Below are 20,570 nucleotides of genomic sequence, written 5' to 3'. Positions count from 1 at the left end.
ATATCTCTCAAGCTCAGCTTGATGCAGTTGCCCGCCAACTGAACGAGCGGCCCCGCAAGACGTTAGGCTACGAAACACCCGTCGAGCGATACCGACGAACCGTTGCGTCGATCGGTTGAATCCAAGGGCCAATCTGGACACGCTCCCCGATGCGCAGGGCCATCCCGACACCATGGCGTGGTGGGCGACCCAGCCGGTGGCGTGGGCCGCCTGCCGGCGCGATTGCGAGGCGCCGGAGGCGGCGATGTACCGGTACCTCGCCTGGCTGAAGGCGCTGCCGGGCAAGCCCGTGTTCGTGGGGTATCCGGCCGGGTATGACTTCCTGTTCGTGTACTGGTACCTGATGCGGTTTGCCGGGGAGAGCCCGTTTTCGCATTCAGCGCTGGATATCAAGACCTTTGCGATGGCGATGCTGAAGACGGACTACCGCAGCGTTACCAAGCGGAGCATGCCCAAGCGCTGGTTCGACCGGCTGCCGCATACCCACGTGGCGCTGGATGATGCGATTGAACAGGGTGCGTTGTTCTGCAACATGCTGGCCGAAAACCGGGGGTAAAACCACGGTCCCGCGTCCCATGGCATCATGGCTTCCGTCGTCACAGCCCTGCCCTCCATGACCATCCGCGGCAAAGCCACTTCCCTGGATATCGCCCACCTGGCCGGGGTTTCCCAGCCCACGGTGTCGCGGGCGCTGCGTGGCAGCCCGATGGTGAACCAGGAAACCCGCGAGCGGATCCTGAAGATCGCCCGGGAGCTGAACTACAAGGTGGACAAGAACGCCTCCAGCCTGCGCCTGCGCAATGCCGGCACGCTGGCGCTGCTGTTCTTCGAAGACCCCACCAACGACGATTCGCTGATCAACCCGTTCTTCCACGCCATGCTGGGCTCGATCACCCGCGCCTGCGCGCTGCGCGGCTACGACCTGCTGGTGTCGTTCCAGCAGCTGTCCACCGACTGGCAGGCCGATTACGAAGACAGCAACAAGGCCGACGGCATCATCCTGCTCGGCTACGGCGACTACCACGAGTCACGCGAACGGCTGCAGCGGCTGGTGGAGCAAGGCACCCATTTCGTGCGCTGGGGCGCGGCCCTGCCGGACCAGCCCGGGGTGTCGATTGGCTGCGACAACTTCCAGGGCGGCTTCGACATCACCGCCCACCTGCTCGACCAGGGCTGCCGGCGCATCGCGTTCGTTGGTCATGCGTCCAGCCATTACCCGGAGTTCGAGGAACGCTATCGCGGCTATGTGGCGGCGATGGCCGAGCGCGGCGTACCGGTCGACCCGGCATTGCAGTTCGATGCGATCACCACCGAGCTGTCCGGCTACGACGCCTGCCAGGCGCTGCTGGCCGATGGGCAGGCCATCGATGCGGTGTTCGCCGCAAGCGACCTGATCGCCATCGGCGCGATGCGTGCGCTGCGCGAGCACGGCCTGCGCATTCCGCAGGACGTGGCGCTGGCCGGGTTCGACGATATCCCGCTGGCGGCGTCGGTGTCGCCCACCCTGTCCACCGTGCAGCAGGACACCAAGCAGGCCGGCCAGCTGCTGGTGGAGCGCCTGCTGGCGTTGATCCAGGGCGAGGCGGTGGAAAGCCAGACCATTCCGGTGAAGCTGGTACTGCGGGAATCGTCGCTGGCCCGGCGCTGAGCCCGTTACCGGAGCGCCTGCTCCGCGTCCACGATGTCCACTCCCTGCATCTGGCCCAGCCACTGGTCGAACCACGGCTTGTGCGAGACACCGACCACCGACAGCACGCGCACGCCCGGGCGTTCGCGGAACGTCTGCTGGATGTTGGCCACCATGCGCAGGTTGCGGATCTCCCAGCCACTGACCCAGATCTGTGGGTAATGCTCGGCTGATGTCGCACGCAGGGTGGCGCCGACGTTGACATCGGTCAGTACGTTGAGCCGTTCGGGCGCATTGATGAAGCGGTACAGCGGCAGCAGGTCGCGCGCTTTCGCCATCGTGTCTTCGATGGCGGTGTTCTTGTCCAGCTCTGCCTTGCCAGCGTTCCACGCCTGTTCCAGCGAGGTGCCGAACGCCTTGCGATCCTTGACTTGGATGTTGTCGCCGGTGTGGTCGTCGATGGCGTACACGCGCGGCAGGCCCAGTCGCGCGGCGAGCTGCGCGGCGATCAGGTAGTTCTCGTTCTGGCGGGTGGCAATGGTGTTCAGCAGGGCAACCAGCGTGGCATCCAATCCATCACCGGCGCGGCGCTCTGCCGGGGGCAGCTGCAGCCATTGGGTGTAGGCCGAGGCCCGCTCGTTGGCGGCCAGCATCCATGCGGCCAACTGGCGGCGCTGGGCGGGCGTGGGTGCCTTCGGCCACGTGTCCAGGGCGGCGTTGACCTTCTCGATCGCGGCCGGGATCTGCAGGCCGGTGGCCGTGCGCGCCACGTCGGTGCTGGCGCAGTAATCCGGCCCGTAGACGCTGGCATGGCGCTCGGCAAGATCGCACTGCTCACCGCTGATGGCTTCCACGGTGATGATGTCCGGCGTGTAGGCGGCCAGCTTCTCCAGCAGGGGATCGAGCGCACCGGGTTGGATACCGCCTTCCACTTCGCTCAGATGAACACTGCCCAGCACCAGTACCTGGGTGCGCGGGCCGGTCATTTCCCGGTCGAGCGTGGCCAGATCGACCGGCACGGCGGCCACCGATGGGAAGGCGGAAGCCAACAGCGTTGCGATCCATAACCTGCGTTGCATGCCAGCACCCTCAATCCGTCGATGCAGACAGTGTGGGTCACGATTGCCCCCGCCGACGCGTGACGGTGGTCAGGGTGCCGTTGGGCAGGGCCTCAGGCGCTGGCGTCACTGACGGCATCGGCAAGTGCGCTGCGCACCGCGTCGCTGAAGGCCTCGAGCAGGAAAGGTTTGGCGATCATGCTCATGCCGGGCTCGAGGAAGGCCGAGCGCTCCTGCGCCTTTTCCGCATAGCCGGTCATGAACAGCACCGGCAGCTCGCTCCGCGACTGGCGGGCGATCTCGGCCAGCTGGCGACCGTTCATGCCCGGCAGGCCGACGTCGGTGACCAGCAGGTCCAGTCGCCGCGCTGACGCCAGCACCGGCAGCGCGCCGTCGGCATCGCCCACCACCTCCACCGTGTAGCCCAGGTCCTCCAGCACAACGGTCACCAGCATCCGCACCTGCGGATCGTCTTCGACCACCAGGATCGACTGTCCCGCGCCCAGTGCCACCGGCGCCGCGTCTGCGGCCGGCTCCGGCTCGGCGTCGGCTTCCACCTGCGGAATGAACAACGAGATCGTGGTGCCCTGCCCCGGCGTTGAATCGATGGCGATGTGGCCGCCGGACTGCTGCATGAAGCCATACACCATCGACATGCCCAGGCCGGTGCCCTTGCCGATCGGCTTGGTGGTGAAGAACGGCTCGAAGGCGCGCTCCACCACTTCCGGCGGCATGCCGGTACCGGTGTCGGAGACCGCCACTACGGCGTAAACGCCTGCGGGCACGCTGGCGCGCTCGCCATCGGCCAGCCGCAGCGGGAAGGTGCGCAGCGCCAGCTCACCGCCGTTGGGCATCGCATCGCGTGCATTGATGGCCAGGTTCAACAGCGCGCTTTCGAACTGGTTGGTGTCCAGCGCCGCATGCAGCGGTGCCGGTGCTTCTTCGGTACGGATACGCACGCTTTCGCCGAGCGTGCTGCGCAGCAGGTGCTGCATCGCGCCGACCAGCGCATTGAGCTCGACCGGCCGTGCATCCAGCGACTGCCGGCGCGAGAATGCCAGCAGGCGCTGGGTCAAGGCGGCGGCGCGCTGGCTGGACGTGGTGGCCGCGTCCAGGAAGCGCTCCAGGTCCTCCGTGCGGCCCAGCTCAAGCCGCATCCGCACGATATCCAGCGCCGACAGGATGCCGGTCAGCATGTTGTTGAAGTCATGCGCGATGCCGCCGGTCAGCTGGCCGATGGCCTCCATCTTCTGCGACTGCCGCAGCGCTGCTTCGCTGGCCTCGCGCGCGGCCATCTGTGCTTCCAGCTCGCGGGTGCGCTCGGCGACCACCGTTTCCAGCTCGAGTGCATGCTGGCGGCTGGCTTCCAGTGCTGCTTTGGCGCTGCGTTCCAGCGCGCTTCGGCTGTCCGCCAGCGCACGCATCTGGTCGCGCACCAGGAACTGCTTCTCGCGCGCACGCAGCGCGCCCTGCACGGCGCTGAGCAGCGACATGCCGCCCAGCGGCCGATCCAGTTCCACCACGTTGACCGTGCGCGGCAGCAGGCTGTCGAACGGCGAACGACGCTGCGCGCGCGGGGAGCGCAGCAGGATGACGGGCAGGTCCGACCAGGCAGGCTGCGCGGAGAGGCGTTGCAGCAGGCAATCGGTACCGCGGGCGATTGCTTCTTCTGTGATCAGCACCACCCCGGCCTGGTCGTCGAGCGCAGCGGCCAGATCGTCCAGGGTGTCGGCGGGGCGCGTGGCCAGCCCCGCGCCATCCAGCACCGACGCAATGCTCGCCGCATCGCGGCCGAACGGGGCGACGATATGGACAACGCCGCCGCGCCCGGGGTCATCCTGCATAGGGGTGGGCCAGCAGCGATGCCGAATCGCCCACGAACTCCGGCGTGCCGGTGAGGATGCCCTTGAACTCGTTCAGTGGCGCGCTGAGTGCCAGGCCCTTGCCGTTGATCTTGAGCTCGCGGATGGTGTCTTCGTGCGCACCGCCGCGGTTCTTGATCACCGAGATTGCCTTGCGGATGCGCCCTTGTGCTTCGAAGAAGCGGAACAGGATCACCGCATCGGCGATGTAGGACACATTGAGGTTGCCGGTGGACATCGTACCCACCAGGCCGTGCTGGGGGTTGATCAGGAACGTGGCCACGCCCTTCTGGTTGAGGTAGGACAGCATTTCATGCAGCTGCAGCATCAGCTGCTTTTCCTGCGGCATGGCGGCCACGTAACCGTTGAGGCTGTCGATCACCAGCACGCTGCAGCCGCGCTGCTCGACGGCCTTGCGCACGTTCCAGGAGAACTCGCCGGGCGAGATCTCGGCCGGGTCGATCTGTACGATCTCCAACAACCCCGAGGCCAGGTGCGATCCCAGGTCGATGTCCAGCGCCTTCGCGCGGGCCAGCAACGTGCCCACCCGCTCGTCGAATTCGAAGATGCAGCACTTCTCGCCGCGCTCGCAGGCGGCCCACACATACTGCAGCGCCACGTTGGTCTTGCCGCTGCCGGCCGGACCAGTCAACAAGGTGCTGGTGCCGCGCAACGGGCCACCGCCGAGCAGGTTGTCGATCTCCGCCACGCCGCTGCCGAGGGTCTCGCCGCCGAAGTCATCATGGTGGTGCGAGGCGATCAGGCGCGGAAACACTTCCAGCCCGCCGGTGCGGATGGCAATGTCATGGTAGCCGGCGACGAAATCCACGCCGCGCAGCTTCTGCACCTGCATCCGGCGCCGCGCTGCGCCAAAGTCCAGGGTCAAGCGTTCCAGCGAAATCACGCCGTGGCAGAGGCTGTGCAGCTGGCCGTCGCGGTCGTCCGCGCCGGAGGTCAGGTCATCCACCAGGAACACGGTGGCGCTCTTCGGCGCAAAGAACTGCTTCAGGGCCAGGATCTGGCGGCGGTAGCGCAGCGAATCCTGGGCGAGCAGGCGCAGCTCAGACAGCGAATCGAACACCACGCGGCTGGGCCGGATGCGATCGACCTCACCGAGGACCAGCTTGACCGTCTCGTCCAGCTCGACTTCCCACGAATGCAGCACCGACTGCAGCCGCCCATTGCCCAGCGCATCTTCGGCCGAGCCGAGTTCGAACAGGTGCAGGCCCTCCAGGGACCAGCCATGCGCGCTGGCCACTTCGCGCAGCTCCTCCGCCGTTTCCGAAAGGGTCACGTACAGACAGCGCTCGCCCTGTTTCAGGCCCTGCAGCAGGAACTGCAGGGACAGCGTGGTCTTGCCCGAACCGGGCGGGCCTTCCAGCAGATAGAGGCGCCCCTGCGGCAAGCCGCCACTGAGGATGGTGTCCAGGCCCTGTACACCGGTGGTGACGCGCGAAGACTCTGTCTGCATGTAAGACCCCTGTTTTGACGGCGGAGTCTAGCAATCAGCAATGTGTAGAGATTGTGTGACCGCCGTCTCTACATTAAGTCCACTTCAGCAATGTGCAAAGCGCGTGGAGCGGGCACGGCGCAGGCCATCGCTCAGGCGAAATCCTTCAGGATCTCGCCGATGCCCGCCGGGGACAGTTCCAGACCCAGCGACGTGCCGGGATTGACCACGACACCGTAACCGCCGGGTACGCGCTTGAGCACCTCCAGCATTTGCATGCGGATCGTGTGCGGTGCCTGCTGGCTGTGGAAGCCGACCCGCTCCATGTGGGTGAACACCGCCACGTGCAGGGTGCCCTGCTTGTCGAACAGCAGCGGGTCGAAGCCGCTGCCATCGGGGGTGACCAGGCTGCCGGTGAGCAGCACCACGTCCGAAGCGACGAAGGCCTTCATGAAGACGCCGACCGGGGTGTTCCCGTCCATGGCGGATTGCAGGAGGGCTTCGATCGGGGTCAGTGGGGTAAGGTCGGTCATGGGGCGATTCTACCCGGTCGGTAGCCACCGACCATTGGTCGGTGGCCAGGGCGTACCCACCAACGATGGGTACCTACCGGGAGAGGCGCGTTGTCCTCGCCTGCTGGTCCGCCACCGCCTTCGCCAGTTCGGCCTGCAGTTCCTGCTGGTTCACCGCCGCATCCAGCAGGTACACCTTCACCCCATGCGCGGGGACGCTGGCCTTCAGGCTGCGCTTGACCGTCTGGCTGGCGCCGCCCAGCGCATCGCGCCAGGTGCCCGGTTGCAGGTAGCGGCTGACCTCGAACGTGCTGGCGGTGTCGCCCTTGTTGAGCAGCACCAGCGCGGTCTGCGCGGTGTGGCCGTGCTGCAGGACGCGGTAGAACACCGCCTGGTCGCCCTGCAGCCGTTCATTGACCTGCAGCCCGCGCTGCAGGGCCGGGGTGGCCTCGCGCAGCTTGGCAATCCGCTGCAGGGGCCCGAAGATCGGGCTCCGCGGGGCGGCGTCCACGCGGGGCTGGCCGAAGTACGCACGGTTGCCGGCATGTTCGGCGCGGCTGCGCATGAAGCCGGTTTCCGAGCCGTAGTACAGCACCGGAATGCCGCGCGCGGTGAACAGCCAGTTGTGCGCGTCGATGAAGCCGTCGTCGGTGGCATCCAGCCGCGCCATGTCGTGGTTGTCGTAGAAGCTCATCAGCTCGTACGGGTTGGCGTACGGCCCACCCACCAGGTGCAACGGCTCGGCCAGCGCTTCGAAGCCCTTCTGCTCCTTGCCGAACACGCTGGACATCGCGCCACGCAGCGGGAAATCCAACACGCTCACGTTGGCGTTGGTCGGCCAGGTGTGTTCGGCGATTTTGCCGGCGTCATAGTCGAACGCCTCGCCGAACATGAACATGCCCGGGTGCTCGGCACGGATGCGATTGACGAACTCATGCCACCACGGGTGCGGCAGCCAGCCGATGGTATCGATGCGCAGCGCATCCACGCCCTGTGCGGTCCACTGCAGGTAGGCGCCCACCAGGTACTCCATCACCGCCGGATTGTCCTGGTTGAAATCACCCAGCTCGGCCAGGTTGCCGTCGAAGATCGAGCCCTTGTCCGCATCGACCGGGCCGATGTTGTTGTAGAACGCATGCAGCGGGTTGTGCTTCGGGTCCAGCTGCTGCGGCGGCAGGTTCTGGTGGTCGGCGATGAGCTTGCCGTCCTTGTCGAAGATCTGCCCGAACTGCGGCTGCTTGACCGGCATGGTCCAGGCCGGCGAACCGTGGTTGCCGACGATGTCCAGCACGACCTTCAGTTTGGCATCGTGCAGGCCGCGGGTGAGCCCGGCGAAGTCCAGGTCCGCGCTGGGCAGGTGCTCGTCGAGCTTGTAGAAGTTGATGCCCCAGTAGCCGTGGTAGCCGGTCTTGCCGCGGTCGGTCAGGGTGCTGGTGCAGCTGATCGGCTTGCTGCCGGTGAAGGCTTCATCCGGGTTGTCGATGATCGGGGTGATCCACACCGCGCCGAAACCGAGGTTGCGGATGTAGTCGGCATTGTCGAGCACGCCCTTGAAGTCGCCGCCGAGGTAGCCGATGTTGCCGTCGACCTTGTCCGGGCACGGCACCGGAATGTCGAAGGTGCGGTGCTTGCCGCCCTGGTCGCGGTGGTCGTTGGACGGGTCGCCGTTGACGAAACGGTCGGTGACCACGAAGTACACCGCATCGCTGGCGAACGGCTCCAGCGTGCCCACGTAATCGGGGCGTGGGGTGGCACCAGCGTTACCGGCCAGCAGTGCGAACGAAAGGCCCAGCCACAAACGCGAACGAGACAGCATCAGACAACCTCCTGGTGGGACGGTACCCGCAGCACACACAACCCGGCGATCAACAGGCTGACGCCACCCAGCGCCAGCACGTGCATCGGGTTGCCGCCCAGCCACAGGCGCAGCATGAAGCCCAGCGCGCTGGCCGCGACCAGCTGCGGGATGACGATGAAGAAATTGAACAGGCCCATGTACACGCCCATCTTGGCCGCCGGCACGCTGTCGGACAGCAGCGCGTACGGTAGCGACAGGATCGAGGCCCAGGCAAAGCCGACCCCGACCATCGACAGCAGCAGCCACTTCGGGTCGTCGATCAGCATCAGCGAGATCAACCCGAGGCCACCCAGCCACAGGTTGACCAGGTGGCTCATGCGCAGGCCCATCAACCGCACCATCAGCGGGATCAACAGCGCGGCGAGTGCGGCGAAGCCGTTGTACGCACCGAACAGCACGCCCACCCAGTTGGCGCCTTCGTTGTACGCGGCCGATTTGGCATCGGTGGAGCCGAAGTGGGTACCGGCCACGGCGGCGGTGGTGTAGATCCACATCGCGAACAGCGCGAACCACGAGAAGAACTGCACCCACGCCAGGCGCCGCATGGTGCGCGGCATGCTGCGCAGGTCATCGACGATGGTGGCCAGCATGTGCGGCCCGGGCAGCACCCGCGCCACGCCGAGCAGCAGGCCGTAGGCGATGCACAGCCCGGCCAGCACGTAGAGCATCTTGTCGCCGTTGCGCCAGGCGATGGCCGCAGCCAGTGCCAGGCCAAGCGCGATCCAGCCGCCGATCTGCAGCATCGGCGGCGGCCCGGCCACGGCCGTGGCCTGGTGCACGGCCGGCGGCTCGGCGTCGTCGAAGCTGGCCAGCTCGCCCGGGGAGTATTCGCGGGTGCTGAACACCGTCCAGGCGATCGAGGCCAGCAGCACCACGGCGCCGAAGTAGAACGCGTAGCGCACCGTGGGCGGCACTTCGCCGGCCGGAGCAGTGTTGGCCACGCCGAAGTGGGCCAGGATGAACGGCAGGAAGCTGGCCACGATGGCGCCCACGCCGATGAAGAAGCTCTGCATCGCGTAACCGGTCGGGCGCTGGCGCGGGGCCAGCTTGTCGCCGACAAACGCGCGGAACGGCTCCATCGAGACGTTGATGGAGGCATCCAGCACCCACAGCGTGCCGGCGGCGATCCACAGCGTGGGCGAGTTCGGCATCACCAGCAGCGCCAGCGTGGTGAACACCGCGCCGATCATGAAGTACGGCCGGCGCCGGCCCCAGCGGGTCCAGGTGCGGTCGGACAGGTAGCCGATGATCGGCTGCACCAACAGGCCGGTCAGCGGTGCGGCGATCCACAGCCCGGGCACGGCATCCATCGGCGCGCCCAGCGTTTCGAAGATGCGGCTGGCGTTGGCGTTCTGCAGGGCAAACCCGAACTGGATGCCGAGGAAGCCGAAGCACATGTTCCAGATCTGCCAGAACGACAGAGTCGGCTTGGCGGTGCGGCTCATCGGGTGGCCTCCGCGTCGCCGGCTACGGGTGCGACCAGCAGCGCGCTGACGGTGGCCGCGTTGAGCACGCCGTCGCGCCCGCCCTTGCCGCCGTTGTACTGGGCGAAGTGTTCCAGTGCGCTCATGTTGAAACCCGGCTCCAGGGTGAAGCGGCAGCTGCCCTTGGGCAGGTCGAATTCGGCGGCGGTGGAATCCTGCGGGCCAACGCTGTGCGGCATCACGATCGTGGCGCGCTGGACCGGTTGCCCCGCGCAGTGCACCGCCAGCTGCTTCACGGCAGCGGTGACGCCGGTGTTGATCGGGCCGTTGGGGTTGTCGTAGTGCAGGCGGATGCGCACGCGGGTGGGCGTGGCAGCGTCCCAGGTCCACTGGGTTGCGCCGGCCAGGCGTTGCTGCGGGCCGATGCAGGTCATCGGGCTGTGCAGCGATTCGAGGGCGCCTTCGCGACGGGTGAAGCTGAGGCAGTGCTGGTGGCCGTCGTTGGTGACGGTGTGGGTGGCCGAGCTGCCTACCGCGGCGCCGTCCTGCCAGAGCTGGTGGTTGGCGGGGATGGCGATCGTCCAGGTGGTGCCCCGCTTCTGCGGTTTCGGGGCGGCGGGGGTGGCGGGGGCGAAGGCGTTGGGGTTTGCCGGGTCTGCGCGGAAAGCGGACACGCGTGGCGTGTCCCTACGCGGAGCGAGCTGGACGGTTACGGTGTTGCCCTTGCGCTCGATCTGCTTTGCTGCGAGCAGTTCGCCGTCGAGGGTGCGCGGGCGCTTGAGGATGTAGCGGGTGGTGCCGTCGTCGAGCTCGATGCTGTCGCGCTTGCCGAACAGCTGCGGGACCAGCGCCACCGGCAGCTTGGGCGCCACCGTGCCGTCCGCTTCCACCCCGAACACGCCTTCCAGCACCATCGAGAGGTAGCCGGCCACCGACCACAGCTGGCGCGGCGAGTTGACCACCGGGCCGCTCAACGGGCCTTCGTCGACGTGCACGGCCAGCGTGCGCATCTCGTAGTTCTCCATGTTCGATCCGGCCAGCGCGCTGCCGCGCATCAGCGATTCGATCTCGCGCTGGATGCGGGTGGCGTCATCCACCTTGCGTGCCGCACGCAGCGAATAGGCGCTGACGAACGGCCACACCGCGCGGTTGTGGTAGATCGGCTGCTGCGCCTCCTGCGGCCACACCACCGGACTGCCACCGTCGACGTACGGGTAGTTGGCCAGCGAACGTCGGGCGCGCTCGGCCGGGAACACATCGGCCAGCACGCCCAGCGAGATGCCCAGCAGGTCGTACTTGGCGTAGGGCACCGGGTGCGCGGCTTCGCCGATGTAGCTCATGTACATGCCGGCGTCTTCGCGCCAGAAACGGGCGTCGATCTGCGTGGCCAGCGCGTCGGCCCAGGCCGCGTACTCGGTGGCGCGGTCGTCGCCGAGCTCACGCGCATACTTCTCGGCCAGGCGCAGCGCCTGGTAGTGCAGCACGTTGGTGGACAGCGCGAAGGAGTCGCCGATGAAGCGCACGTCGTTGCGGGTCCAGTCCGGGTAGGTCTGTTCGCGCCAGTCCAGGAACGAGGTCTCGCCGCGGTACAGCCCGGTGCGCGGATCGAACACCATCGCCCGGTCCTGCGCCAGCGTGGCCTGCAGGGCCTGCCAGGTCTCGGTCATGAAGCTGGAACTGTCGTGCAGGTCGCGCGCCGCCAGGAACCACACCACGCGGTCGCTGCTGATCGGCCAACTGCCGCCGGAACCGGTGTCCTGGGCCACGAACAGCCCGGGGGTGACGCCGTCGCGCGCCTTGGACAGCTTGAATTGCAGCGACTGGCGGGTGCGGATCGGCTCCAGCCGGGCCAGCGCCAGGTCGGCGGCGAAACTCACATCCCGTGTCCACACGTACGGCCAACGCTCTCCGGTCTGGAAGCACTCGCAGTCCACCGGGTTGCCGAAATTGAAGGCCGGGTCGCGGATCGCGTCCACGCGGTCGGCCGCCATGTCCTGCTGGGCCAGCGCGAACAGCGCATCGAACATCACGCTGTCGGTGCGGCTGCGCATCGGCTGGGCGGCAATCGCCACCGGCTTGCCATCGGCCAGCAGCTGGAAGCTGCCGTCGGCAGCGGCGATGGCGCGCGCCGTGCGGCCATCGAATGTCAGGTCCTCCGCCGCAGCGGTGGATACCAGCGCCGCCCCGAGGGCAGCGGTCAGGCAGATCGTTTTCAGCATCGAAAAGCGGCGGACCGGCTTGCGCCCGTCGGCCTTCCTCCCTTCTTGCACGCGGTATGGTTCGCCAGCGCCGGGGCGCTGTCGTCGCGGCCCCCTCCCAGGGTGCCTGCCTGCATGGTAGGCGACGACCGTTGCCTGCCGCACTGCACAGATGACATCGGTGCCCGCTTGCATACGTATTCATGGCGTGGCGCGGTGAGGCCGTGGCACGCGTGGCTATAGTCCGGGGCAGACATGCACTGCCCTGGGAGGGGAAATGCCACTGGATTTGCCGTTGTTGCGCGCTGTTGCCGCGCCCCGCCCGCTGGCCTGGCTGGCACTGTCGTTGCTGGTCTGCTCCACCGCCGCTCACGCTGAACCGGTCACGGTGGCCAGCGCCAGCTCACCCGGCGACATCCTGAAGGTCTCGCTGCAGCTGGATGGCGGAAACCCGAGTTACCGGGTCGAGCGCCTGGGCCAGACCGTGGTGGCCGAATCAAAACTGGGCTTCCAGCTGCGCGACGGCCGCCTGGACCGCGACCTCGCGGTGCTCGGGCAGGACACGCGCAGCGTCGATGACACCTGGGAACAGCCCTGGGGCGAGCGCCGCAGCGTGCGCAACCACTACAACGAAGTCACCGTGCACCTGGGCGAGCGCAGCGGTGCCAAGCGTCGGCTGGACGTGGTGTTCCGCGTCTACGACGACGGCCTGGGCTTCCGCTACCACTTCCCGCAGCAGCCAGGCCTGCGCGAGGCGATCATCGATGACGAGCTGACCGAATTCGCGATCGCCCCGCAGTCCACCGCCTGGTGGATCCCGGCCGGCGAGCCGATCCATTACGAATACCTGTACCAGCGCACGCCGCTGGACCAGGTGCCGCTGGCACATACCCCGCTGACCCTGCGCAGCCACGACGGCCTGCATGTGGCGATCCACGAGGCGGCACTGGTCGATTACGCCGGCATGTGGCTGCGGCGCACCGAGGGCCAGCGCCTGCGCGCCCAGCTGTCGCCGTCGGCCGAAGGCTGGAAGGTGCGCCGCACCCTGCCCTTCGATACGCCCTGGCGCACGCTGCAGATCAGCGACACCGCCGGCGGGCTGGTGGAATCCAACCTGATCCTCAACCTCAACGAACCCAACGCACTGGGCGATGTGAGCTGGGTGAAGCCGTCCAAATACCTGGGCGTGTGGTGGTCGATGCACCTGGATGAAGAAAGCTGGGCCACCGGCCCGAAGCATGCGGCGACCACCGCAAAGACGAAGAAGGTGATCGACTTCGCCGCCAGGCACGGCTTCCGCGGCGTGCTGGTGGAAGGTTGGAACCCGGGCTGGGATGGCAACTGGGTCGGCAACGGCTACGACTTCGATTTCACCCGCGCCACCCCGGACTTCGACATCGAGGCGCTGTCGGCCTATGGCGCGAAGAAAGGCGTGCACCTGATCGGCCACCACGAAACCGGCTGTGCGATCGAGCACTACGAAGACCAGCTGGGCGCGGCCTTGGACCTGTATGCGCGGCTGGGCGTGGATTCGTTCAAGAGCGGTTATGTCTGCGACGACGGCCAGGTGGACCGGCGCAATCCGGCCGGCGGCCCGTTGTGGCGCGAGTGGCACGACGGCCAGTTCATGGCCCGCCATCACCTGAAGGTGGTGCAGGAAGCAGCGAAACGGCACATCGCGGTGAATCCGCACGAGCCGATCAAGGACACCGGGCTGCGCCGCACCTACCCGAACTGGATCTCGCGCGAAGGCGCACGCGGCATGGAGTACAACGCCTGGGGCCAGCCGCCGAACCCGCCCGAACACGAGGTCAACCTGGTGTTCACCCGGCTGCTGTCCGGGCCGATGGATTACACCCCCGGCATCCTCAGCCTGAAGGGCCGCCACGGCCAGGCCATTCCCAGCACGCTGGCCCGCCAGCTGGCGCTGTACGTGGTGATCTACAGCCCGATCCAGATGGCCGCCGACCTGCCCGAGCATTATGAACAGCACCGCGAGGCGTTCCGCTTCATCGAGGACGTGGCCGTGGACTGGGACGACACCCGCGTGCTCGATGGCGAGGTGGGCGACTACGTGACCATCGCGCGCAAGGACCGCCACAGCCGCGACTGGTTCCTGGGCAGCATCACCGATGAGCACGGCCGTTCGCTGCCGGTACCGCTGTCGTTCCTGGAGCCCGGCGTGCGTTACCGCGCCGAGATCTACCGCGACGGCGACGGTGCCGATTACCAGCGCAACCCGTTCGCGTTCAAGCGCGAAACCCGCGAGGTCAGCAGTGCCGACACCTTGAACATCGTGCTGGCACCGGGCGGCGGGCAGGCCATTCGGTTTACCCCGATGTAAATGCGTAACGACCAACGGTCGTTACCTACCGCGGTAGGGCACGACCGTTGGTCGTGCTGCTGATGTAATCGATTCCACGGTCCGCATCTGCATTGAATACGTATGCAGGGTGATTCGCCGCGCGAAGGCGCTGCCTACCATAGCCACGCAGTCAACGGCCACCGTGCCATGACGCGCCCGGGTGTTCCGGGCAACCACAATTCAGTTTGGCAACATTGCCTGGGAGGGGAAAATGTTGAATCGCAAGCGCAGCGCGCTGAGTCTCGCGCTGGCCGTCGCCCTGACGCCGTCATTGGCGTTGGCGCAGTCCACCACCACCGATCCGGGCACCACCCCGCCGGCCGGTACCGCCGCCACCGACCTGGACACCATCCAGGTGACCGGCATCCGCCGCGGCATTGAAAACGCCATTGCGATCAAGCAGGACGCCACCTCGGTGGTCGAAGTGATCTCGGCCGAAGACATCGGCAAGCTGCCGGATGTGAGCATTGCCGAATCGCTGGCCCGCCTGCCCGGCCTGGCCGCACAGCGCGTTGCCGGCCGTGCCCAGGTGATCAGCGTGCGCGGCCTGTCGCCCGACTTCGCTACCACCCTGCTCAACGGGCGTGAAGTGGTCAGCACCGGCGACAACCGCAGCGTGGAGTTCGACCAGTACCCGTCCGAGCTGGTCAACGGCGTGACCGTGTACAAGACCCCGGATGCGGCGCTGGTCGGCCAGGGCCTGTCGGGCACCATCGACATGCAGACCGTGCGCCCGCTGGCGTTCGGCGAGCGCGTGATCGCGCTCAGCGGCCGCTATTCGAAGAACTCGCTGGGCAAGGCCGCCAACGTGGACGCGTTCGGCAACCGCTTCAGCGCCAGCTACATCGACCAGTTCGCCGAAGACACCTGGGGCATCGCGCTGGGCTTCGCGCACAGCGACAACCCGATCCAGGAAAACCAGGTCGGCCTGTACGAGCCGTGGACCACCGAGCACACTGACAACGGCGACCGCCCCGGCGTGGCCCCGGGCACCTTGTTCTCCGACGGCATCAAAGCCCTGCGCCGTACCGGCAACGCCAAGCGTGACGGCTACATGGCCACCGTGCAGTTCCGCCCGTCGAACGTGTGGACCAGCACGCTGGACATGTTCCACACCAAAGCCGAGCAGATCGACACCGCCAACCAGTTCGAGGTCAACCTCAGCAACTACAACGGCAACTACACCCCAGGCCTCTTCATCAGCAATCCGCAGGTCAATGGCAACGGCACGTTCACCGGCGGCACTGCCAGCGGCGTGTATCCGCTGGTACGCGGCATGTACAACAAGCGCGAAGACAAGATCGACGCGTTCGGCTGGAACAATGAGCTGACCTTCGACAGCTTCAAGCTCACCGCCGATGTGAACTACTCCAAAGCCACCCGCGATGAGCTGAATCTGGAGAACAACCTTCAGCTCACCCCGATGCCGCAGCTGGACACGATCGGGCTGACCATCAGGCCGGACGGGTTTTCGCAGATCCGGCCAGGGCTGGACTACTCCAATCCTGAAGCCTTGTACCTGACCAACACCATCTACGGCTCTGGCTATGGCAAGGTGCCGCAGGTTGAAGACCGCCTGAAGGCCGCGCGCCTGCAGGGCACCTTCAACATGCCCGAGTCGCTGTCGTGGTTCCAGGATGTGGACGTGGGCGTGAACTACGCCGACCGCCGCAAGGAAAAGAGCCAGGCCGAAGGCAACATCCTGCTTGGCGCACAAGGCGATGCCAACGTGGGCAGTGACCTGCAGTACGCCCCGGTCAACCTGGGCTTCGCTGGCATCGGCTACATCCCGGCCTGGAACGTGCCGGCTGCAGTCAACCGTTACATGACGTTCAATCCGGTCACCAATCTGGACTACCTGATCCCCAAGTCATGGGTAGTGCAGGAAAAGACCACCACCGCCTGGGTGCGCGCCAACATCAATACCGATATTGGCAACGTGGGCGTTCGCGGCAACATCGGCGTGCAGATGATCAGCACCGACCAGAGCTCGCAATCGAACTACTTCGACCGTTCGCGCCCGGCCGGCCAGGAAGTGCTTCCCATCGATGAGGGAAAGAAGTACACCGACTGGCTGCCCAGCTTGAATCTGGCCTTCATGTTCCCGCACCAGCAGACCCTGCGTTTCGCCGTGGCCAAGCAGGTGGCGCGCCCGCGCGTGGATCAGATGCGTGCGGGCCTGGAGTTCGGCGTCAGCGATCTTGGCATCCCGGGGGCAAGCGGCGGCAACCCACTGCTTGATCCCTGGCGAGCGAATGCGGTCGACCTTTCCTACGAAAAGTACTTCGGCGAGAAGGCCTACGTCGCCGCTGCGCTCTTCTACAAAGACCTGAAGACATATGTCTACACGACAACGGTGGACGATCATGACTTCACTGATCTGGTTGCCAGCTGGATCACCCGACCGGGCGCACTCCCGCCGCAGACGATCGGCACCTTCACCGCGCCGCAGAACGGCGAAGGTGGTGCCCTGCGTGGCCTGGAGCTGACCGCCTCGTTCCCGCTGGAAATGCTGGCCGACCCGCTGCTGGGCTTCGGCGTGCAGGCCAGCGCGACGTTCAACGACAGCGACATCAAGATCATGGACCCGGAAAGCGCCTCCAGCGTGGGTACCGATCCGATCAGCCTGCCGGGCCTGTCCAAGCGCGTGTACAACTTCACCGCCTACTACGAGCGCAATGGGTTTGAAGCGCGCGTGAGCCAGCGTCGTCGTTCGGACTTCATTGGCGAAATCGGCAACTTCAACGGCAACCGCACGCTGCGTTACGTGGTGGGCGAGAACGTGACCGACGCGCAGGTGAGCTACACCTTCGCCGACGACAGCGCGCTGCACGGCCTGACCCTGCTGCTGCAGGGAAGCAACCTGACCAACGAACCGTACCGCACCTACGCCGGCACCAAGGATCGCCCGCTGGAGTACATCGAGTGGGGCCGTACCTACATGCTGGGCGTGAACTACAAGTTCTGATCCCTGCGTAGAAGCACGAACGAAGAACCCACTGCGCGAGCAGCGGGTTTTTTGTTGTGGGTTCGTTGTGAATCAAACGCGGCTGCCGGTGAATCGAGCGCCGGGCCGCCTTACCCTTTCCGGCGAATGTCCCCCGGCGTCGGCCAGAGGCCGACACCTCCTCCTTTACTTCGCCTCCAAGGGTAAGGCGACCCGGCACTCGATCCACCGGCGTTGCACCCCGCCTTCTGCTTTTCCATCACTAACCGCAAGCCCCGCCCCGTCGCGGCCGGCAGGCTCCTGGCAAAGTAAAGGAGGAGGCCGTCGCCGCAGGGCGACCGCCGGGGGACATTTGCACAGGGGCCTGCCGGCTGCGGCGGGGCTCTCAACGCTCGCGATGAACCAAAAAAAGGGCGGAACCTTTCGGCTCCGCCCATCAAAACCACCGGAAATCTCGTATCAGGCGCGGCGCGCGCAATACATCGCCTGCGCCGGCAGGTGCAGCTGGCCACCGTCGGCCTGCCCTGCATCCGGGCCGGGCACATGCAGCGCGTGCCACTGCCCTTCCGGCAACGCCACCTGCGCCGCCTCGGCCGACAGGTTGAACGCCAGCAGCAGCGTCTCGCCCGCGTGCACGCGCTCGAACATCAGCACCGGCTCGGCCGTGTCCAGGAACCGGATGTCGCCCAGCAGCAGGGTCGGCATCGTGCGGCGCCAGGCCAGGAACTGGCGGAACGCGTTCAACACCGAATGCGGGTCGTGCTCCTGCACGGCGACCGCGCTGGCCTGGTGCTCCTGCGGAATCGGCAGCCACGGCTCACCACGGGTGAACCCGGCCAGCGGCGCATCCAGCCACGGCATCGGCGTGCGGCAGCCGTCGCGGCCCTTGAAGTTCGGCCAGAAGGTGATGCCATACGGGTCCTGCAGCGCCTCGAATGGCACGTCCGCTTCGCCCAGGCCCAGCTCTTCGCCCTGGTACAGGCAGATAGAACCGCGCAGCGAGCAAAGCACCGCCACCAGCAGGCGCGCCAGCCGCGGCTGCGCCGGGTGCCCGCCCCAACGGGTCACCGCGCGCTCCACGTCGTGGTTGGAGATCGCCCAGCACGGCCAGCCTTCGGTCATGGTCGCTTCCAGCCGCGACACGGTGTCGCGGATGTAGGCGGCGCTGTAATCCTTGACCAGCAGTTCGAAGCTGTAGCCCATGTGCAGGCGGCCCGGCGCGGTGTATTCGGCCGTGGTCGCCAGCGAATCCTCGGCGGAGATCTCGCCCAGGCTGACCGCGCCCGGGTACTCGTCCAACAGCCCGCGCAGGCGCTCGATGAACGGCAGGTTCTCCGGCTGGGTGTTGTTGTAGTAGTGGTACTGGTAGGCGTACGGGTTGTCGGTGCTGAAGCCCCGGCCCAGGCGTTTTTCCAGCGGCTTGGCCGGGTTGTCGCGCAGCTGCTTGTCGTGGAAGCAGAAGTTGATCGAATCCAGGCGGAAGCCATCCACGCCGCGGTCCAGCCAGAAACGCACGTAGTCCAGGGTGGCCTGCTGCACGGCCGGATTGTGGAAATCCAGGTCCGGCTGGTCGGCCAGGAAGTTGTGCAGGAAGTACTGCTCGCGGCGCGGCTCCCACTGCCAGGCCACGCCCCCGAAGATGGACATCCAGTTGTTGGGCGGGGTGCCGTCCTCGCGCGGGTCGGCCCACACGTACCAGTCCGCCTTGGGATTGGTGCGGTCCTGGCGGCTCTCGCGGAACCAGGCGTGCTCGATCGAGGTGTGGCTGAACACCTGGTCGATCATCACCTTCAGGCCCAGCGCATGTGCCTTGGCCAGCAACCGGTCGAAATCGGCCAGGGTGCCGAACAGCGGGTCCACATCGCGGTGGTCGGCGATGTCGTAGCCGAAGTCGGCCATGGGCGAGGTAAAGAACGGCGAAATCCAGATCGCGTCCACGCCCAGCGAGGCCACGTAGTCCAGGCGCTCGATGATGCCGGGCAGGTCGCCCACGCCATCACCATTGGCATCGAGGAAACTACGCGGGTAAATCTGATAGATGACGGCACCGCGCCACCATGGAGTCTGCGTCATCGAGGGCCCCCCTCCGGGCTTCCAGGGCGCCCTCCCAGGGCGCCAGAACGTACCCGACAAGCTTAGCGGGGCACCCTCGGCGGTGGCGCCGCTTGCATACGTATTCACGCCCTGCCCGCCCCCCGGAACGCCTTCGCGGGCGGAATACGTCCGCACCGCCTATAATTCCGCCCAAGCCTGAAAGTCAGACCGCATGACCATCACCGAAGACACCCGCCCCGCGCTGGGCCTGCCCCAGATCCAGTCGCTCGCCGCGCCCGACATGGCCGCCGTGGATGCGCTGATTCGCCGCCGACTGTCCTCGGATGTCGTGCTGATCAACCAGATCGCCGACCACATCATCTCCGCCGGCGGCAAGCGCCTGCGGCCGATGCTGGTCATGCTGGCCGGCCACGCGGTCGGCCAGGCCGGCCCGGAGCACCACCAGCTGGCGGCGATCATCGAGTTCATCCACACCTCGACCCTGCTGCACGACGACGTGGTGGACGAATCCAGCCTGCGGCGCGGCCGCAGCACCGCCAATGCGCTGTGGGGCAACGCCCCCAGCGTGCTGGTCGGCGATTTCCTGTACTCGCGCAGCTTCCAGCTGATGGTCGAACTGGACCGCATGCCGGTCATGCAGATCCTGGCCGACACCACCAACCGCATCGCCGAAGGCGAAGTGCTGCAGCTGCTGCACGTACACAACCCGGACACCGACGAAGCGGCCTACCTGCGCGTGATCGAGCGCAAGACCGCAGTACTGTTCGCCGCCGGTACCCGCCTGGGCGCGCTGGCCAGCGGCGTGGACGCGGCCACCCAGCAGGCCCTGTACGACTACGGCATGCACCTGGGCTACGCGTTCCAGATCGCCGACGACGTGCTGGACTACTCGGCCAACGCCGACGAGCTGGGCAAGAACCTGGGCGACGACCTGGCCGAAGGCAAGGCGACCCTGCCGCTGATCCACGCCATGGCCCATTCCGACGCCACCACGCGTGAGCGTCTGCGCGGGATCGTGCAGGACGGCGACGCGGATGCGATGCCGGAAGTGCTGGCCGCCATCCACGCCACCGGCGGGCTGGAATACAGCCGCCGCCGCGCCGAGGAATACGCCGACGCCGCCGCGCGCGCGCGCGCCGGCCTGGCCGCCCACGATGCCGTGGCCGCGCTGGGCGGCCGCGCCCGCGACGCGGTGCAGCGGCGGTGGCGTTTTA

General features: G+C 66.8%; 13 protein-coding genes and 1 pseudogene. 6 read left to right on the top strand and 8 right to left on the bottom strand.

Features of this window, described 5'->3' with window-relative positions; genetic code table 11:
* The 3 genes and pseudogenes from QMX79_RS13250 to QMX79_RS13240 form a co-directional block, all read left to right on the top strand.
* Positions 1-119 (top strand): annotated as a pseudogene (locus tag QMX79_RS13250) (IS30 family transposase); the annotation flags it as partial.
* Positions 116-556, top strand: coding sequence for a hypothetical protein (locus QMX79_RS13245; RefSeq protein ID WP_282247162.1), 441 nt, complete (start codon positions 116-118; stop codon positions 554-556). The pseudogene QMX79_RS13250 and the gene QMX79_RS13245, both read left to right, overlap by 4 nt.
* Positions 557-613: 57 nt before the next feature.
* Positions 614-1,648, top strand: a complete 1,035-nt coding sequence (locus QMX79_RS13240; RefSeq protein WP_282247163.1) for a LacI family DNA-binding transcriptional regulator — start codon at positions 614-616, stop codon at positions 1,646-1,648.
* Positions 1,649-1,653: 5 nt separating this feature from the next.
* On the opposite strand, the gene QMX79_RS13235 is transcribed toward QMX79_RS13240, so the two are convergent.
* The 7 genes from QMX79_RS13235 to QMX79_RS13205 form a co-directional block, all read right to left on the bottom strand.
* A complete protein-coding gene (locus tag QMX79_RS13235) occupies positions 1,654-2,676 on the bottom strand; it encodes a DUF5694 domain-containing protein (protein ID WP_282247161.1) in 1,023 nt (340 codons plus the stop codon).
* A gap of 122 nt (positions 2,677-2,798) precedes the next feature.
* The gene (locus QMX79_RS13230; protein WP_282247160.1) at positions 2,799-4,529 is read right to left on the bottom strand and encodes an ATP-binding protein; all 1,731 of its coding nucleotides are present in this window, start codon (positions 4,527-4,529) and stop codon (positions 2,799-2,801) included.
* On the bottom strand, positions 4,519-6,018 hold the full coding sequence (locus QMX79_RS13225; protein WP_282247159.1) for an ATPase domain-containing protein: 1,500 nt from the start codon (positions 6,016-6,018) through the stop codon (positions 4,519-4,521). Before QMX79_RS13225 ends, QMX79_RS13230 begins: the two co-directional genes overlap by 11 nt.
* Positions 6,019-6,149: 131 nt before the next feature.
* On the bottom strand, positions 6,150-6,530 hold the full coding sequence (locus QMX79_RS13220) for an SseB family protein (RefSeq protein ID WP_282247158.1): 381 nt from the start codon (positions 6,528-6,530) through the stop codon (positions 6,150-6,152).
* A gap of 73 nt (positions 6,531-6,603) precedes the next feature.
* On the bottom strand, positions 6,604-8,325 hold the full coding sequence (locus tag QMX79_RS13215) for an alpha-amylase family glycosyl hydrolase (protein ID WP_282247157.1): 1,722 nt from the start codon (positions 8,323-8,325) through the stop codon (positions 6,604-6,606).
* Positions 8,325-9,812, bottom strand: a complete 1,488-nt coding sequence (locus tag QMX79_RS13210) for an MFS transporter (RefSeq protein ID WP_282247156.1) — start codon at positions 9,810-9,812, stop codon at positions 8,325-8,327. The genes QMX79_RS13215 and QMX79_RS13210 overlap by 1 nt, the downstream gene beginning before the upstream one ends.
* Positions 9,809-12,010: a Six-hairpin glycosidase-like protein gene (locus QMX79_RS13205; RefSeq protein ID WP_282247155.1), complete on the bottom strand. Its 2,202-nt coding sequence runs from the start codon at positions 12,008-12,010 to the stop codon at positions 9,809-9,811. The genes QMX79_RS13210 and QMX79_RS13205 overlap by 4 nt, the downstream gene beginning before the upstream one ends.
* Before the next feature lie 256 nt (positions 12,011-12,266).
* Between QMX79_RS13205 and QMX79_RS13200 the strand changes: the two genes are divergently transcribed.
* Both QMX79_RS13200 and QMX79_RS13195 read left to right on the top strand, forming a co-directional pair.
* The gene (locus tag QMX79_RS13200) at positions 12,267-14,333 is read left to right on the top strand and encodes a glycoside hydrolase family 97 protein (RefSeq protein ID WP_282247154.1); all 2,067 of its coding nucleotides are present in this window, start codon (positions 12,267-12,269) and stop codon (positions 14,331-14,333) included.
* A 232-nt stretch (positions 14,334-14,565) separates the two neighbouring features.
* Positions 14,566-17,322, top strand: a complete 2,757-nt coding sequence (locus tag QMX79_RS13195) for a TonB-dependent receptor (RefSeq protein ID WP_282247153.1) — start codon at positions 14,566-14,568, stop codon at positions 17,320-17,322.
* 438 nt (positions 17,323-17,760) lie between these two features.
* Here QMX79_RS13195 and QMX79_RS13190 read toward each other — a convergent pair whose 3' ends face one another.
* The gene (locus tag QMX79_RS13190) at positions 17,761-19,374 is read right to left on the bottom strand and encodes an alpha-glucosidase family protein (RefSeq protein WP_282247152.1); all 1,614 of its coding nucleotides are present in this window, start codon (positions 19,372-19,374) and stop codon (positions 17,761-17,763) included.
* A gap of 193 nt (positions 19,375-19,567) precedes the next feature.
* Here QMX79_RS13190 and QMX79_RS13185 point away from each other — a divergent pair.
* Positions 19,568-20,570 (top strand): polyprenyl synthetase family protein (locus QMX79_RS13185; RefSeq protein ID WP_282247151.1); only part of this gene is annotated, 1,003 nt, incomplete at its 3' end.

It is taken from the genome of Stenotrophomonas sp. PS02300 (genome assembly GCF_029959395.1).
Classification (GTDB): domain Bacteria; phylum Pseudomonadota; class Gammaproteobacteria; order Xanthomonadales; family Xanthomonadaceae; genus Stenotrophomonas; species Stenotrophomonas maltophilia_AD.
Note: the sequence above shows the minus strand (reverse complement) of the source record. Positions and strands in the feature narration are given on the sequence as shown.

What these genes read in the sequence shown, in the direction of transcription:
- QMX79_RS13240 (WP_282247163.1), top strand. Translation starts at nt 614, where the DNA reads ATGACCATCCGCGGCAAAGCCACTTCCCTGGATATCGCCCACCTGGCC.
- QMX79_RS13230 (WP_282247160.1), bottom strand. Translation starts at nt 4,529, where the DNA reads ATGCAGGATGACCCCGGGCGCGGCGGCGTTGTCCATATCGTCGCCCCG.
- QMX79_RS13225 (WP_282247159.1), bottom strand. Translation starts at nt 6,018, where the DNA reads ATGCAGACAGAGTCTTCGCGCGTCACCACCGGTGTACAGGGCCTGGAC.
- QMX79_RS13220 (WP_282247158.1), bottom strand. Translation starts at nt 6,530, where the DNA reads ATGACCGACCTTACCCCACTGACCCCGATCGAAGCCCTCCTGCAATCC.
- QMX79_RS13215 (WP_282247157.1), bottom strand. Translation starts at nt 8,325, where the DNA reads ATGCTGTCTCGTTCGCGTTTGTGGCTGGGCCTTTCGTTCGCACTGCTG.
- QMX79_RS13210 (WP_282247156.1), bottom strand. Translation starts at nt 9,812, where the DNA reads ATGAGCCGCACCGCCAAGCCGACTCTGTCGTTCTGGCAGATCTGGAAC.
- QMX79_RS13205 (WP_282247155.1), bottom strand. Translation starts at nt 12,010, where the DNA reads ATGCTGAAAACGATCTGCCTGACCGCTGCCCTCGGGGCGGCGCTGGTA.
- QMX79_RS13200 (WP_282247154.1), top strand. Translation starts at nt 12,267, where the DNA reads ATGCCACTGGATTTGCCGTTGTTGCGCGCTGTTGCCGCGCCCCGCCCG.
- QMX79_RS13195 (WP_282247153.1), top strand. Translation starts at nt 14,566, where the DNA reads ATGTTGAATCGCAAGCGCAGCGCGCTGAGTCTCGCGCTGGCCGTCGCC.
- QMX79_RS13190 (WP_282247152.1), bottom strand. Translation starts at nt 19,374, where the DNA reads ATGACGCAGACTCCATGGTGGCGCGGTGCCGTCATCTATCAGATTTAC.